10 protein-coding genes are annotated in these 15833 nt (G+C 73.4%); 6 read left to right on the forward strand and 4 right to left on the reverse strand.

All coding sequences use genetic code 11. The features are described from left to right. Positions 1-30: 30 nt before the first annotated feature. The 4 genes from PZE19_RS28890 to PZE19_RS28905 form a co-directional block, all read right to left on the reverse strand. Positions 31-468 carry a hypothetical protein gene (locus PZE19_RS28890; protein ID WP_277864071.1) on the reverse strand — a complete coding sequence of 146 codons (438 nt, stop codon included), beginning with the start codon at positions 466-468 and terminating at the stop codon, positions 31-33. A 208-nt stretch (positions 469-676) separates the two neighbouring features. Continuing rightward, the gene (locus PZE19_RS28895) at positions 677-1132 is read right to left on the reverse strand and encodes a hypothetical protein (protein WP_277864072.1); all 456 of its coding nucleotides are present in this window, start codon (positions 1130-1132) and stop codon (positions 677-679) included. 118 nt (positions 1133-1250) lie between these two features. Then, the gene (locus tag PZE19_RS28900) at positions 1251-1847 is read right to left on the reverse strand and encodes a hypothetical protein (protein ID WP_277864073.1); all 597 of its coding nucleotides are present in this window, start codon (positions 1845-1847) and stop codon (positions 1251-1253) included. 185 nt (positions 1848-2032) lie between these two features. Beyond that, on the reverse strand, positions 2033-3475 hold the full coding sequence (locus PZE19_RS28905) for a HEAT repeat domain-containing protein (RefSeq protein ID WP_277864074.1): 1443 nt from the start codon (positions 3473-3475) through the stop codon (positions 2033-2035). Between the two features lie 283 nt (positions 3476-3758). On the opposite strand from PZE19_RS28905, the gene PZE19_RS28910 reads away from it, so the two are divergent. The 6 genes from PZE19_RS28910 to PZE19_RS28935 all read left to right on the forward strand — a co-directional run bounded on the left by PZE19_RS28910 (position 3759) and on the right by PZE19_RS28935 (position 15831). Next, complete coding sequence (locus tag PZE19_RS28910; protein WP_277864075.1) at positions 3759-4244, forward strand: (2Fe-2S)-binding protein; 486 nt, start codon at positions 3759-3761, stop codon at positions 4242-4244. Then, positions 4241-6478, forward strand: a complete 2238-nt coding sequence (locus tag PZE19_RS28915) for a xanthine dehydrogenase family protein molybdopterin-binding subunit (protein ID WP_277864076.1) — start codon at positions 4241-4243, stop codon at positions 6476-6478. The genes PZE19_RS28910 and PZE19_RS28915 overlap by 4 nt, the downstream gene beginning before the upstream one ends. A gap of 160 nt (positions 6479-6638) precedes the next feature. Continuing rightward, the gene (locus tag PZE19_RS28920; protein WP_277864077.1) at positions 6639-8903 is read left to right on the forward strand and encodes a polymorphic toxin-type HINT domain-containing protein; all 2265 of its coding nucleotides are present in this window, start codon (positions 6639-6641) and stop codon (positions 8901-8903) included. 52 nt (positions 8904-8955) lie between these two features. Then, entirely contained in the window at positions 8956-11250 is a 2295-nt protein-coding gene (locus PZE19_RS28925; protein ID WP_277864078.1) for a polymorphic toxin-type HINT domain-containing protein, read from the forward strand. Positions 11251-11300: 50 nt separating this feature from the next. Next, positions 11301-13436 (forward strand): polymorphic toxin-type HINT domain-containing protein, encoded by a 2136-nt coding sequence (locus PZE19_RS28930; protein ID WP_277864079.1) that lies wholly within the window; start codon positions 11301-11303, stop codon positions 13434-13436. A 55-nt stretch (positions 13437-13491) separates the two neighbouring features. Further along, positions 13492-15831: a polymorphic toxin-type HINT domain-containing protein gene (locus tag PZE19_RS28935; protein ID WP_277864080.1), complete on the forward strand. Its 2340-nt coding sequence runs from the start codon at positions 13492-13494 to the stop codon at positions 15829-15831. The last annotated feature ends 2 nt before the right edge of the window (positions 15832-15833 follow it).

Consider the following 15833-nt stretch of genomic DNA (forward strand, 5'->3'; position numbering starts at 1 on the left):
GGTAGGCTTGGGGCCGACCCGGACCCCGACTCATCTCATGCGCAAGGTCGGCACGGCCGGGTTGAGGCGGGGGATGTACGGGATCACGCCCCCGACGGCGCCGGCGCGCGTCGTCTGGCCGTTGTACGGCGAAAACGCCTGTCCGCCGTAATACCCCTGCCCGCCGTAATACGACTGGCCGTAGTAGCCGCCGTTCTGCGGGTAGTAGCCGTTGTTGTAATACGACTGCTGCTGGTAGACGCCGGGGGCGTAGTAGCCGGGATTATAGAACCCCGGGCCGTATCCGTAGCCGCCGGAGGTGACGCCGTAGGCCCCGGAGTTCACGCCGTAGCCATAGCCCTGGAAGGTGGAAGAGGCGAAGGCGCCGTCGAAGAACACGGCCTGGGCGTGGGCCGCGGGCGTGGTCGCGGCCATCGCCGTCAGCAGGAAGGCCGCCGTCCCCAGGGTCGCCGTTCGTATCCCGTGCATCGTAGGTCCTTCGTGGGGGCCGACCGCGAGATCACCCGACGACCACGACGGTCGATCGGGCGGCGTCGGCGTGCTCTCCTTCATCCTACGTCCGTTTCGGGGCGTCGTGAAAAAGATTCTCGCGATTCGATGCGACGAAGGCGTCGCGGCGGGACGGATCGCGCGGCGACGGCCGGGCCGAGGCCGCGCGAGGACCGCCCGCCCTCGGTCAGCGCGGCATCACGTACATCGGCGCGGCCTGCGGCGCGTAGCCGGGCGCGACGCCGTACGAGTACTGGGGCTGGACGACGGACCGGACCGCGTTGACGACGGGGTTCCGCGAGGCCGTCGGCTGCGCATACTGATACTGCGTCGGGTAATAGGTCGTGCCGGGCTGGGCGTAGCCGTTGTACATGGGCTGCGCGACGGTCCCGGGGTAGGCGGGCGCATAGCCGTTGTACGCCTGCGGCTGGACCGCGTATCCCGAATACCCGCGCGTGTAATACGTGCCGGGCGGCGTCGCGTAGCCGGGATAGGCCGCCCCGGCGTTGGAATAGGCGCCGCCCCGGAACAGGCCGCCCCTCGAAAGGACCCCCTGCGCCTGGGCCGACGAGGCCCCCGCCGTCGCAAGGGCCAGCATCACGGCCGCCCCGATCCCCAGGGCCTTCGCGTGGATGATGTTCATCTCGGACGCTCCTCCTTCGTGGTCCTCGTCGCACCCGCCGTCGACCGCGACGGTCGAAACTGCGCTGCGGGCGTCGACGAGAACCGTCGCGAATCGCGTGCCGGACCGGGGCGGTGCGTCAGTCCTTGCGAGGCTCGGGGATCGCGATGGCGGCGATCGAGCCGTTGCGTTCCAGGTCTTCGCCGAACGTCAGGTCGACCCGGGCGGGGGCGTCTTTCACGTCCGGCACGGTCACGGTCGGCGGAGAGCTGTAGCCCGAGCCGCCGTCGACGACCTCGTAGCCGACGACCTTGCCTTCGCGGACCAGGGCGAAGGCGACGGCCGGCCTCGTGAGCCAAAGCTCGCCGCGACCGGGGTTGTAGCGGTAGCGGTCGGAGACCTCGTCGAGCCGGTCGTTCGTCACGCCGTGCTTGCCGAGCGCCTTGAGCAGCACCGACTTGTTGCGCTGCTCCTGGCGGCGGCTCGGCCGGGCCCCCGCCGGGGCGGGGCGGACGTCCTTGAAGGCGTCGCGGAAGACCTCGGGCGAGACCCCCAGGCCCGCCGCCACCAGCACCACCGGCCGCCCGCGGTCTCGGGGGTCGGTCTCATGCCCGCCCGAGAAGGCGACCGCGACGCGCGTCGCCTTCTTCTCGGCCGGGTCGTCCGCCGCTTTCGCCCAGAGCACCGGCCAGAGCAGGCCGGCCACGACCATCGTCGACGTCATGAGGCTCTTCACGTGGTTCGCTCCCCTTCCCGGTCCGATCGCGCCGCGCCCCTCGCCTTCGAGGGCCGTCCGGTGCGGACGAGAGCCTTTCGTCGGGAAGCCCGCATTCTTGTCGGCTTCGGCCGGAGGGTGCGGGAAAGCCCCGGCCGCCCGGAACGACCTCGCGTCGTAATCGGGCGATCCTTCCGAGCCTCACGTCATGGGCGGGGGCCGGCGCCGGGCCCGCGGGACGGGGTCGCGCTCGTCCCCACGCGCGCGGCGACGGCTTGCATCGCTTGTTGAGCGGTCATGCGGACGAGCGGGTCGGGGTCCGGGCGGGCGGTCTTCATGAAGTCGAGCGTGTCCGATCCGCCGACGTCCTTCAGCACATTGCACGCCTCGCGGCGAAGGTCCGGGTCGGGGCTCTTCAGAAGCTCGACCAGGGCGCCTTCGGCGCCCGCGCCCAGTTTGCGCAAGGCGGGAGCGGCCGCGATCCCATCCTCCTTGAGGCGTGCGGCGACGGCCTCGGCCGCCCGCGGGTCGCCGAGTTCGCCCAGGATCTTGATCACCTCCCACCGCACTCCGAATCGCTCGTCCCTCGTCTTGGCGATCAGCGCGGGGACCGTCTCGGGCGTGGCCCAAGCGGCCATCGCCCGCGCCACGTCCAGCACGAAGAATCCGTCCGGGTCGTCGAGCAGGGGCCGGAGCGCCCGCTGGACCTCGTCGCGGCGGCCGTCCTCCGGAGCCAGCCGAACCAGCTCGCCCGCCGCCCGCTTCCGCGCCCCGGCGTCGGAAGAGGTCAGGCCGGCCAGGGCCTTCGAAGTGGGGTCCTTGGGACCCTCGTCGCCGCCGGGCGCGGGTGCCGGCCCCGGATCCGCGACGGCGAAGTCGCCCGGTGTCGCCGCGGGGGCGGGAAAGTCCGCTTCGAAGGCCGGGCCGGGGGCCGGAGCCACCGCGGCCGCGAAGCCCGGGGGCCCCGCTCTCCGAGCCTGGTTCGGCCCGCCGGCGGGGATGATGAACACGACGCTCGCCGCCGCGCCCGCGAGCCCCGCGAGGTTTCCCGCGACCAGCGGGCCGGTCTCCTTCAGGTTCCTCGATATCCAGATGAGCCTGCGGAACGGGATGTACCAGGGGATCCCGCCGTATCCCTCGCGGTATCCCCTGAACAGCAGCTTCAAATTGCACACCACGGCCAGGCCCGCGAAGGCGACGAGCAGCAGCATGCCCCCGGCGAGCGGCACGATCTCCGGATGGCCCTGCTTCAGCCCGTAGTACATGACCGACAGACAGGAGAAGGCCACCAGGACCCCGATCAGGCCCAGCCCGACCTTCACCAGGATCGGCAGTTCGCTCGTCGAGGGCCCCGCGGGCCGGCTCCGCGTGGGCCGAACGCCCGCCCGGCGGGGCGCCCGCGGCGCGTCATCCACCTCGCTGGGGGCCGGAGGCCCGGCGTGCGGCCGCGACTTCAGGCGAGACGAGATGTCGTCGTCGTCATACCACCCCGCGGGCGGCGGCGCGTCCGCGTCGCGGGCCGTCGCGAGCGGCGCCTGGGGGACGGTCGTCGTCTGAGCACAGGCCTTGCAGCGCACCCGCCGGCCCGCCAGGGCGTCGTCCACCGAATACCGCTTGCCGCAACTGGCGCACGAGAACGTGATGGCCATCGGAACTCGTCCAGGAAAAGCCGGATCCCCACGCCCATTCGTCCACGAAGGGCGACGACCCGGGAGAAAACGACACGAGGATCGGCGAGGAGGATTCCCGATCCGCTCCGGCCGCGCTCGCGATGTCGAGGCCGTCCCGGCACTCTATCGCAAGACGCGGGCCCGGGCAATGCATCGATCCACGGGCGGGCGGGCGGTCGGCCGTCGCCTTGACCGCCGCGCGCCGCGGGTGCAGAGTGGACGGGTCCGGGATCGGATCGAGGGGACCAGGGGAGGGCGGCCGATGGGCGCGGAGGCGGCGATTCGGTTCACGGTGAACGGCCGTGAGAAGTCGGTCGAGACGGACCCCGACCGGACCTTGCTGGAGTTCCTGCGCGAGGACCTGGGGCTGCTCGGGACCAAGTACGGCTGCGGCGAGGGCCAGTGCGGCGCGTGCTCGGTGCTGGTCGACGGCCGGCGGATGAACGCCTGCCGGACGGCCGTCTCGAAGGTCTCGGGGCGCTCGGTCGTCACGATCGAGGGCCTCGCGAAGGGCGAGGCGCTGCACCCGGTGCAGCAGGCCTTCCTGGAAGTCGGCGCCTATCAGTGCGGGTTCTGCACGGCCGGCATGATCGTCGCGGCCGTCGCGCTGCTGGACGCCAACCCGGCTCCCAGCGACGTCGAGATCGTCGCCGGGATGGACCGGAACCTCTGCCGCTGCTGCAGCTATCCCAAGATCGTCCGGGCCGTGCGGCGGGCCGTCGAGCTGACGGGGGGAGGCGCGCGATGAAGGCCCGCGAGGACTGGAAGGCCGAGGCGCTGAAGGCCGCCGGCGTCGCCGCCGACTACGACGAGCCGGTCGACCTGGTCGCCTATCGCTTCGACGACGTCGCGGCCGTCGAACCCGGCCGCCGCGACGTGCTGAAGGCCCTGGGCGCGGGGCTCCTGATCGCCGTGGCGGCCGACGCGGCCCCGGCGAAAGGCGAGGAGCCGCCGCCGCGACGCCGCGGGGCGGGGGGCGGCCGGGGCGGGCCCATGGGCCGCGGGGCCGCGACGATGGCGGCGCGGCTGCACATCGGCGAGGACGGCGCGATCACCGTGATGACCGGCAAGGTCGAGTGCGGCCAGGGCGCGCGGGCCGAGCTGGCCCAGGCCGCGGCCGAGGAGCTGCGCGTGCCGTTCGACCGCGTCCGCCTCGTCATGGGCGACACCGGGGCCGTCCCGGACGACGGCGGCACCTACGGCAGCCTGTCGACACCCGCGACCGTCCCGGCGATCCGGATCGCCTGCGCCTCGGCCCGCACGCTGTTGATCGCCACCGCCGCCCGCCGCTGGGGCGTCGACGCCGCGACGGTCGCCCTCGCCGACGGCGCGGCGCGTTGCGCGGCGAAGGCCGGCGAGTCGCTGGGCTACGCCGACCTGGCGCGCGACCCCGAGGCCGCCCGCGCCATGGCCGGGGCCCTGCCGCCCGACGTCGCCCTCACGCCGGTCGCCGAGTGGAAGACGCTGGGGACGTCGATCCCCAAGCCGTCGGGCCGAGGGATCGTCGCGGGATCGCATGAATACCCGTCCGACGTCGTCCGCCCCGGCATGCTCCACGGCAAGGTGCTCCGCGGCCCGCGCTACGGGGCGACGATCCAGAAGGTCGACCTGGCGCCGGCGCAGGCCCTGCCGGGCGTGGTCGCGGTGCGCGACGGCGAGTTCGTGGGCGTCGCCGCGCCCACGACGGCCCGCGCGCAGGCGGCGCTCGACGCCCTCGCGAAGACGGTCGAGTGGGCCTCGCCGCCCCCCCACTCGTCGAGCGCGGACCTGCCGAAGCACCTGCGCGAGCACGCGCAAGGAGGCCTGCCGACCCGGCCGCTGTACGAGGAGGGGGCGAAGGCGCTCAAGGCGTCGTACGACGTGGCGTACATCCAGCATTGCCCGATGGAGCCCCGCGCGGCGGTCGCCGAATGGGAGGACGGCAAGGTGACGGCCTGGGTCGGCACCCAGGTGCCGTTCAACGTCCGCGGCGAGCTGGCGCGGGCCTTCGGACTGCCCGAGGACCGCGCGCGGGTGATCGTCCCCGACTTCGGCGGCGGCTTCGGCGGCAAGCACTCGGGCGAGTACGCGGTCGAGGCCGCGCGGCTTTCGAAGGCGGCGGGCAAGCCCGTGCGGGTCGTCTGGACCCGCGCCGAGGAGTTCGCCTGGGCGCAGTTCCGGCCGGCCGCCGCGATCGAGGTCGAGGCCTCGCTCGACGCCGACGGCGCGATCGCGACCTGGCGGCAGATCAACGTGAACTCGGGCGGCGGCTCGGTGCAGACGCCCTACCGCGTGGGCCAGTCCGACTGCCGGTTCCTCCCGTCCGACGCCCCCCTGCGGCACGGGTCGTACCGCGCGCTCGCCAGCACGGCCAACACCTTCGCCCGCGAGGCTTTCATGGACGAACTGGCCGCCCTCGCCGGCCGGGGCCCGCTGGAGTTCCGCCTGGCCCACATCCAGGAGCCCCGCCTCCGCGACGTGCTGGCCGAGGCCGCCGCGCGGTTCGGCTGGGAGGCGCGCTCCAAGGCCGGGGAGCCCGGCAAGGGCGTGGGCCTCGCCTGCGGGCAGGACAAGGGGGGCTTCGTCGCCGCCTGCGTCGCGGTCTCGGTCGACCGCGAGGACGGCTCCGTCACGGTCGACCACGTCTGCCAGGCGTACGAGTGCGGCAAGATCCTCAACCCCGAGAACCTCCGCACCCAGGTCGAAGGGGCGATCGTGATGGGCCTCGGCCCCGCGCTCCGGGAGGCGATCGCGTTCTCGGACGGCATGGTGACGAACGGGTCGTTCCGCGACTACCGCGTCCCCCGCTTCGCCGACCTGCCGAAGCTCGACGTCCACCTGCTCGACCGCCCCGACCTGCCGTCGTCGGGCGCGGGCGAGACCCCGATCATCGCCGTCGCGCCGGCCGTCGCCAACGCGGTCGCCGCCGCCCTGGGCGTCCGCCTCCGCACCATGCCGATCCGCCCGCCGGCGAAGGGCGCGGCCGCCGGCGCGGGATCATGAATTCCGATCGACACCGCTGGATCTCAGAAAGGTTGAATACTCTGAAAGAATTGGTCGAATCCATTGACGACGCGGCGGTCCGGTTCGTATAGGATCTAAATAGGCTTGGGGGGTCCTCCGCCGGTTCCGGCTCCCCCTCCGCTTCCGGGAGACGCCGAACATGATCGCCGCGTGGCTGTTGGCTGGGGCCTTGTGCGCCGTCGGGGCCTGGGAAGACGGTTCGAAGCCCCCCGAACCCGACCGCGCGGCGTACGAATCGGCGAAGGCCTCGGCCGGCCGCGACGCCGAGGCGCAGGTGAGGCTGGCGCTCTGGTGCGAGGCCCGGGGCATGGCCGCCGAGCGCACCACGCATTTGATGCGAGCCGTCCTGATCGACCCCGAGAACGCGCGGGCCCGCGGACTGCTCGGCCAGGTGAAGCACGACGGCAAGTGGCTGCGCGCCGAGGACGTGGCGAAGGCGGTCGAGCAGTCGCCCGAGCGGCAGGCGCTGCAGCGCGAGTACCTGGACCGCCGGGCGAAGGCCGGCGACGACGCCGACGACCAGTACAAGCTCGCCTTGTGGTGCGAGGAGAAGGGGCTGACCCAGCCGATGGTGGCCCACCTGCACCGGACGCTCCAGCTCGACCCCGGCCGCGAGGGGGCCTGGCGGCGGCTGGGCTTCACCAGGGTCAAGGGCCGCTGGGTGAACCCCGAGATCGAGGCCGCCTTCAAGGCGGAGCGCGAGGCGCAGGCGAAGGCCGACCGCGCCTGGAAGCCGAAGCTGGAGACCTTTCGGACCGCCCTGGGGGGCAAGAACCGGGCGAAGCGGGCCGAGGCGTTGAAGGCCCTGGCGGCGATCGAGGACCCTCGCGCAGTGCCGATGCTGTGGCAGGTCTTCGTCAAGGGGGGCGTCGAGGAGCGGCAATGGGCGGCCGCCGACGTCCTCAGCCGGCTCGACGCGCCCGCGGCCTCGACGGCGCTGGCGTCGCTGGCCCTGTTCAGCCCGCACGCGGCGGTGCGGAGCGATGCGGCGGCGTTGCTGCAGCGTCGCGACCCGCGGGAGTTCGCCGCGATGCTGGCGGCCGCGATCCGCGACGAGGTGAAGTACAAGGTCAAGCCGATCGACGGCCCCGGCTCGCAGGGCGAGCTGCTCGTCGAGGGCGAGGACGCCAACGTGCGGCGGATCTATCGGCCGCTGCAGAGCCCGACCATCCAGCCCGGCGACCAGCTCGGGACGGACGCGAACGGCAACGTCGTCGCCAACCGCCCGATCGCGACGTATGAGGGGCCGTTGTTGACGGCCGCGTCCGCGGCGGCCCTGTGGTCCGGCAGGCCCGTGGTGGGCTACCTGCCGCCGACGGACGGCATGGCCGGCATGGACGGCCTGACCGGGCTCCCCATGGTGAATTCGCTCGGGGGGCCCGGATTCCTCTGGAACCCCCCGGACGACCTCGGGGCGGCGGCCGCGACCCTGGAGCGTGCGGGCGTGCCCGCGTCGCTGAGCCGGACGGCCGTGGGCCGGATCGCGGAGTCGAACGCCCTCTGGTCGTCGGCGCAATGGGCGGCGGCCGGGGCGATCATGGGCGGCCGCCCCACGCCCTTCGTCCGTCCGATCATCCAGGAGTCGATGCAGATCCCGATCCAGCAGATGAGGGCCGAGGCCCAGGCGTCGGCGCTGGTGGCGCGCCAGCAGCTGGCGAGCGACGTGGCCGGCATCGAGGCGTACAACGCGCCGATCCGCGAGGTCAACGAGCGGGCCGTGGCGATCCTCAAGGCGGTGAGCGGCGAGGACCGTGGCGACGACCGTCGCAAGTGGATGAACTGGGTGCTCGACCTGCAGGGCTACGGCCAGCCCTTCAAGGGCCGGACCGCGCCCACGGACCTGGTCGTCGAGGACGTGCCGATCGGCTTCCAGCCCCAGGCGGCCCCGATCCCGACGTCGGACGTGGTGGGCTTCCGCTTCTTCACCTCGTGCTTCGCCGCGGGGACGCGCGTCCGCACCCTGCAGGGGGAGCGGCCGATCGAGGAGGTCCAGCCCGGCGACCAGGTCCTCAGCCAGGACACGACCAGCGGCCGGCTCGCCTTCAAGCCGGTCCTCGAGGCCGTCCACAACCCGCCCGACTGGACGTACGCGATCGACCTGGGCAAGGAGACGGTCCACCCCACCGGCATCCACCGCTTCTGGAAGGCCGGGAAAGGCTGGGTGATGGCCCGCGACGTCCAGCCGGGCGACCGGCTGCGGACGGCGGGCGGCGTGGTGGAGGTGGTCTCGGCCGGGCGCGAGAAGCTCCAGCCCGTCTTCAACCTCTTGCTGGCCGGCGGCGACAACTACTGCGTGGGGACGGTCGGCGTGATCGCCCACGACCACGGCCTGGTCGAGCCCGTGTCGAAGCCGTTCGACGGCGTCCCGACCACCGCCGAGCTGGCGACGGCCTCCAGGCCCTGAGAACGATCGACCGACCGACCGAGTTCCGACGCGTCCCCGGGAGAATCCGTCCATGATGTCCGCGTGGGCCTTGAGCGTGGTGGTCGGTCTGGCGGGGGCGGCCGACGAGTCGGCGAAGCCCGACCTGGCGGCGTACGAATCGGCGAAGGCCTCGGCCGGCCGCGACGCCGAGGCGCAGGTGAGGCTCGCCCTCTGGTGCGAGTCCCGCGGCATGGCCGCCGAGCGCACCACCCACCTGATGCGCGCCGTCCTGATCGACCCCGAGAACGCCCGCGCCCGCGGCCTGCTCGGCCAGGTCAAGCACGACGGCAGGTGGCTGCGGCCGGCCGACGTGGCCCGGGCGATCGAGGAGTCGCCGGCGCAGCAGGCCTTGCTCCGCGAGTACCTGGACCGCCGGGCGACGGCCGGCGACGACGCCGACACCCAGTACAAGCTGGCCCTCTGGTGCGAGGAGAAGGGGCTGACCCAGCCGATGGTCGCCCACCTGCGGCGGGTGGTTCAGCTCGACCCGGGCCGCGAGGGCGCCTGGCGGCGGCTGGGGTTCAGGAAGGCCGGCGACCGCTGGGTCGACCCGGAGGCCGAGGCCGCCCTCAAGGCCGAGCGCGAGGTGCAGGCGAAGGCCGACCGCGCCTGGAAGCCGAGGCTGGAGACGCTTCGGACCGCCCTGGGGGGCAAGAACCGGGAGAAGCGGGACGAGGTCCGGGCGGCCGTGGCGGCGGTCGCCGACCCCCGCGCCGTGCCGATGCTCTGGCGGGTCTTCGCCCGGGGCGGCGACGAACGCCGTCAGTCCGCCGTCGTGGAGGCGTTCGGACGGATCGAGGGGCCCGGAGCGGCGACGGCGCTGGCGATGCTCGCCCTGTCCAGCCCGCACGCGGCGATCCGCTCGGACGCCGCGGTCCTGCTCCAGCGCCGCGACCCGCGGGAGTTCGCCGCGATGCTCGCCGCCTCGATCCGCGACGAGGTGAAGTACAAGGTCAAGCCGGTCGAGGGCCCCGGCTCGCGCGGCGAGCTGCTCGTCGAGGGCGAGGCCGCGAACGTCCGCCGGCTCTACACGCCGCTGGATCGGGCGGCCGTCCAGCCCGGCGACGAGGTCTGGAGGGATGAGGACGGCAAGCTCGTCGCGAATCGCCCCTTCGGGCCGGCCATGTTGGCCCCCGTCGTGACGCCCCGGGCGATCGCGGCGAGGATGCTGGGACTCCCCGTGGAGGTCCGCAGGCCCGACCCGGACGCGGCCGGCTCCGAGGAGACCGTCGACCCCGCGACCGGCCTGCTGATGCCGTATGGGTGGGGCGGCGCGATCGACGCCGACGTGTACGTGCCGACGTACGCCCCGATCGACCGAGGCGCGGTCGCGGCCACCCTCGAGAAGGCGGGAGTCCCGTCCGGGCTGAGCCGGACGGTGGCCGGCCAGGCCTCGGATCCCCGGGCCTTCGCGGCGGGGCAGGCGGCGCTGGCCCTGTACGGGGGCGGCGTCGCCCTCGACTCCCTGCAAGGCGACACGCTGCGGCCGATCTTCCGGCAGTCCGTGCAGATGCCCGTCGAGCGGATGGCGGCCGAGGCCCGGGAGTCCGCCGTCATCGCCCGCGAGCGGCTGGCGCGGGACGTGGCGACCATCGAGGCCTACAACGCCCCCATCCGCCAGGTGAACGAGCGGGCCGTGACGATCCTCAAGGCCGTCAGCGGCGAGGACCGGGGGGACGACCGCGAGAAGTGGATGGGCTGGGTGCTCGACCTGCAGGGCTACGGCCAGCCGTTGAAGGCGCGGACTTCGCCCCCGGCCGAGATCGTCGAGCAGGTTCCGCTGGGCTTCCAGCCCCAGGCGTTCCCGGTCCCCTCGGCGGCCGTCGTCGGCTACCGCATCGGCCCGTCGTGCTTCGCCGGGGGGACGCCCGTCCGCACCCTGCAGGGCGACCGGCCGATCGAGCAGGTCCGGCCCGGCGACCAGGTGCTGACCCAGGACACGACCACCGGCCGGCTCGCCTACAGGCCCGTGGTCGAGGTGATGCACAACCCGCCGAACTGGACGTACGCGATCGACCTGGGCAAGGAGACGGTGCACCCCACGGGCATCCATCGCTTCTGGAAGGCGGGGCACGGCTGGGTGATGGCCCGCGACGTCAAGGCCGGCGACCGGCTGCGGACGATCGGTGGCACGGTGGAGGTCGTTTCGACCATCAAGGGGGAGGAGGTCCAGCCGGTGTTCAACCTGCTCCTCTCCGGCGGCGACAACTACTGCGTCGGGACGCTGGGCGTGATCGCGCACGACAACGGCTTCGTCGACCCGGTGGCGGCCCCCTTCGACGGCGTGCCGGCCACGGCCGAGCTGGTCGCGACCAGCAAGCCCTGAGGGCGTCCCGGCCTCGAGCCTGCAACCGAACTTCGAAGGAGTGACGCGACATGGCGGCATGGTCCTGGATCCTGGCGATCGGCGTGGTCGCCGCGGCCGACGAGTCGGCGAAGCCCGACCTGGCGGCGTACGAGGCCGCGAAGGCCTCGGCCGGCCGCGACGCCGAGGCGCAGGTGAGGCTCGCCCTCTGGTGCGAATCCCGCGGCATGGCCGCCGAGCGCACGACCCACCTGATGCGCGCCGTCCTGATCGACCCCGAGAACGCCGCGGCCCGCGGCCTGCTCGGCCAGGTGAAGCGCGACGGCAGGTGGCTGCGCGCCGACGACGTGGCCCGGGCCGTCGAGGACTCGCCGGCGGAGCAGGCGCTGCTCCAGGAGTATCTCGACCGCCGGACGAAGGCCCGCGACACGGCCGACGGCCAGTACAGGCTGGCCCTGTGGTGCGAGGAGAAGGGGCTGTCGCAGCCGATGGTCGCGCACCTGCGGCGGGTCGTCCAGCTCGACCCCGGCCGCGTGGGCGCCTGGCGCCGCCTCGGCTTCGAGAAGGTCAAGGGCCGCTGGGTCGACCCGCAGGCCGAGGCGGCCGACAAGGCGGCGCGCGAGGCCCAGGCGGCGGCCGACAAGGAATGGCGGCCCCGGCTGCTGAAGTTGAGGGCGGCGCTGGCGGGCCGGGACCGGGCGAAACGCGACGAGGCGCGGGCGGCCCTCGCGGCGATCGACGACCCCCGCGCCGTGCCGGCCGCGTGGAAGGTGTTCGCCCAGGGCGGGAACGAGGCCGACCAGCGCGTGGCGGTGGCCCTGTTCGGCCGGACCGACGGCCCGGCGGCGTCGACCGCCCTGGCGACGCTGGCCGTGTTCGGCCCCCACGCGGCGATCCGCGCGAACGCCGCGGCGTTGCTCCAGCGCCGCGACCCGCGCGAGTTCGCGGGGTTCCTGGCGGGGCTCATCCGCAAGGAGGTCAAGTACTGGGTGAAGCCGGTGGAGGGCCCGGGCTCGCAGGGCGAGTTGCTCGTCGCGGGCGAAGACGCCAACGTCCGCCGGCTCTACACGCCGCTGGCCGCCATGGTGCCGCCGGGCACGGCCGTCGACCCGAACGAGGTGATCATGATCCCGCTGGGCGGGCAGGCCCCGGAGGTCGGCGTCGACGGCCCCCGCTACACCCTGGCGGAGCTGGAAGCCGCCCGCGCCCAGCGGCAGGCCCAGACGGTGGCGACGCTGGTCAAGGCGGCCCCCGTCCTGCAAGCGGTGCAGGGCCAGCTGGCGGCCGCGGCGGCCTCGCCGGCCCCCGGGATGTCCCAGACCGCGAAGCAGGCCGATCCCGATTCGCGATCGTTCCAGGAGGCCCCCGTGATGGAGGACTTCCTCCAGGTCCCCATCGGCTGGATGGTGGCCGAGACGCGGTATTCCGCCCAGGTCGCCCAGCAGCAGCTCCTGGACGACGTCCGCGCGATCGAGGCCCGCAACGCCCCGGTCCGCGACGTCAACGAGCGGTCCGGGAACATCCTCAAGGCGATCAGCGGCCGCGACTTCGGCGACGACGGCGAGAAGTGGGCCGCGTGGACGATCGACCTCGAGGGCTACGCCTACTCCGCGTCGCCCCGGCCCGAGCCGCCGACCTACGTCGAGGACGTCCCCCTGGCCTTCGCACCCCAGGCCGGGCCGGCCGTCGTGACCCAGCAGGTGGGGACGCGGATCGTCGCCGGCCACTCCTGCTTCGCGGCCGGGACGCCGGTGCGCACCCTGCAGGGGCCGCGGGCCATCGAGACGATCCGTCCGGGAGACCAGGTGCTGGCCGAGGACACGACGACCGGAGCCTTCCGGTATCGGGCCGTGGTCCGGGCGTTCCACAACCCGCCCAACGAGACGTTCAAGGTCGACCTGGGCCGGGGCGAGTCGGTCGTCGCCACGGGCATCCACCGCTTCTGGAAGGCGGGGAAGGGCTGGGTGATGGCCCGCGAGCTGAAGGCCGGCGACCGGCTGCGGACCGTGGGCGGCGTGGTCGAGGTGGCGGCCGTCGAGCCGGACCGGGTGCAGCCGGTGTTCAACCTGCAGCTCGCCGGCGGCGACAACTTCTGCGTCGGCGGCCCGGGCGTCGTCGCCCACGACAACAGCTACGTCGACCCCGTCACGCGGCCCTTCGACGGCGTCCCCGCCACCGCCGAGCTGATCGCGACCAGCAAGCCCTGAGCCCAGACCGCCGACCGAACCGCCCGCAGGCACGACGTCCCAGGAGGATTCGCACATGATCACGACGTGGGCTCTGGGCGCGGTCCTGGGGATGGTCGGGGGCCCGGCCGACGGGTCGGCCGGGCCCGACCTCGCGGCGTACGAATCGGCGAGGGCCTCGGCCGGCCGCGACGCCGAGGCGCAGGTGAGGCTGGCCCTCTGGTGCGAGGCCCGCGGCATGGCCGCCGAGCGCACCACCCACCTGATGCGCGCCGTGCTGGTCGACCCCGAGAACGCCCGCGCCCGCGGGCTGCTCGGCCAGGTGAAGCATGAGGGACGGTGGCTGCGGCCCGCCGACGTGGCGAAGGCCGTCGAGGAGTCGCCCGAGCGGCAGGCGCTGCTGCGCGAGTACCTGGACCGCCGGGCGAAGACCCGGGACAAAGCCGACGACCTGTATCGCCTGGCCCTCTGGTGCGAGGACCGGGGCCTGACGCAGGCGATGGTCGCGCACCTGCACCGGGTGGTCCAGCTCGACCCCGGCCGCGAGGGCGCCTGGCGGCGGCTGGGGTACAAGAAGGTCTCGGGCCGCTGGATCAAGCCGGAGATCCAGGCGGCCGCGAAGGCCGAGCGCGAGACCCAGGCCCGGGCCGACCAGGCCTGGCGGGCGAGGCTCGCGGCGATCAAGGCCGGCCTCGCGAGCAGGGACGGGGCGAAGCGGGCCGAGGCCCTGGCGGCCCTGCAGGCGATCGACGACCCCCGCGCCGTCCGGACGCTCTGGGTCGCCTTCGCCGAGGCGGGCGACGAGCGCGGCCAGGCGACGGCCGTCGAGGCGTTCGCCCGGATCGAGGGGCCGGGGGCGTCCCTGGGCCTGGCGACGCTGGCCGTGTTCAGCCCCCACGCCGGGATCCGGCAGGAGGCGTCGCGACGCCTCGTCGGCCGCGACCCGCGCGACTTCGGCGGGTTCCTGGCGAGCCTCGTGAGCGACGAGATCAAGTACAAGGTCAAGACCATCGACGGCCCCGGCTCGCAGGGCGAGCTGCTCATCATGGGCCCGGAGTCGAACGTCCGGCGCATCTACTCTTCGCTCGAGGCCCCCCCGCCCCCCATCACCGTCTCGCTCGACCACGGCGGCTACCGATCGATCCGCGTGCCCTTGGGCCCGACGACGACCCTCGCGTCCTACAACGGCGCGTCGCTCGCCGCGCAGTTGGCCGAGGCGGAGCGCTCCAAGGTGGATGGGACGCCTCCCGTGTCCAGGACCCTCCATGCCGCCGGCCTGTCGACCGAGCTGAGCCAGATGGTCGCCGAGGCGGCCATGCCCGGTTCGACCAACTTCTCGCCCGGGAGGGTGGCTCTTCTGCCCCAGTCGTCCCCCTTGCCGGTGTACGGGCAAGACGCGCCGACCCTCGCCCCCGCGGGCCTCACCCCCGGCCAGGCCCTGGTCGAGTCCGGCCGGATGATCCCCACGGCCGTCGGCTTCGCCGAGACGATCTCGATCGCGGACCTGACCAAGGAGCTGACCCGGGACCCGAGCCCGGCGAACATCCAGAAGCTCGGCGGCCCGAACTTCCGGCCCATCCTCGATTCGGGCCTCACCATCCCCGTGGACTTGATGATCGAGCATGCCAGGAATTCCGTCTACGTCTCCCGGCAGCAGATGGCCGACGACGTCGCCTGGATCGAGGCGGCCAACGAGCCGGTGCGCACGCTCAACGAGCGGGCCACGACGATCTTGAAGACGGTCAGCGGCCAGGATTACGGGTACGATCCTCGAAAATGGCGGGACTGGGTCTTCGACGTCAACGGCTACGGCGTGCCTTGGCGGTCCCCGGAGCCGGAAGTCCCGACCTTCATCGAGGAGGTCCCCCTGGCTTACAACCCCACCATCTTTTTCCCCGTGGAAACCGGGGCCATCCTGGGCTTCACGAAGGCCGGCCCGTCGTGCTTCGCGGGGGGGACGCCCGTCCGCACGCTGCGGGGCGACCGGCCGATCGAGGCGATCCGGGCGGGCGACCTGGTGCTCAGCCAGGACACCACCACGGGTAAGCTGGCCTATCAGCCGGTCGTCCAGGTGATGCACAACCCGCCCAACACGACCTACAAGATCGACCTGGGCAGGGAGACGGTCCACCCCACGGGCATCCACCGCTTCTGGAAGGCCGGCCGCGGCTGGATCATGGCTCGCGAGGTCAAGGCCGGCGACCGGCTGCGGACCGTCGGCGGGACGGTCGAGGTCGTCTCGGTGGAGAAGGAGCCGGTCCAGCCGGTGTTCAACCTGCTGCTCTCGGGCGGCGACAACTTCTGCGTCGGGTCGATCGGCCTGATCGCCCACGACAACGGCTTCGTCGAGCCGGTGGCGCGGCCGTTCGACGGCGTCCCGGCCACCACCGACCTGGCCGCGACCGCCAAGCCCTGAGC

Origin of the sequence: Paludisphaera mucosa, assembly GCF_029589435.1 — a bacterium.
GTDB lineage: Bacteria > Planctomycetota > Planctomycetia > Isosphaerales > Isosphaeraceae > Paludisphaera > Paludisphaera mucosa.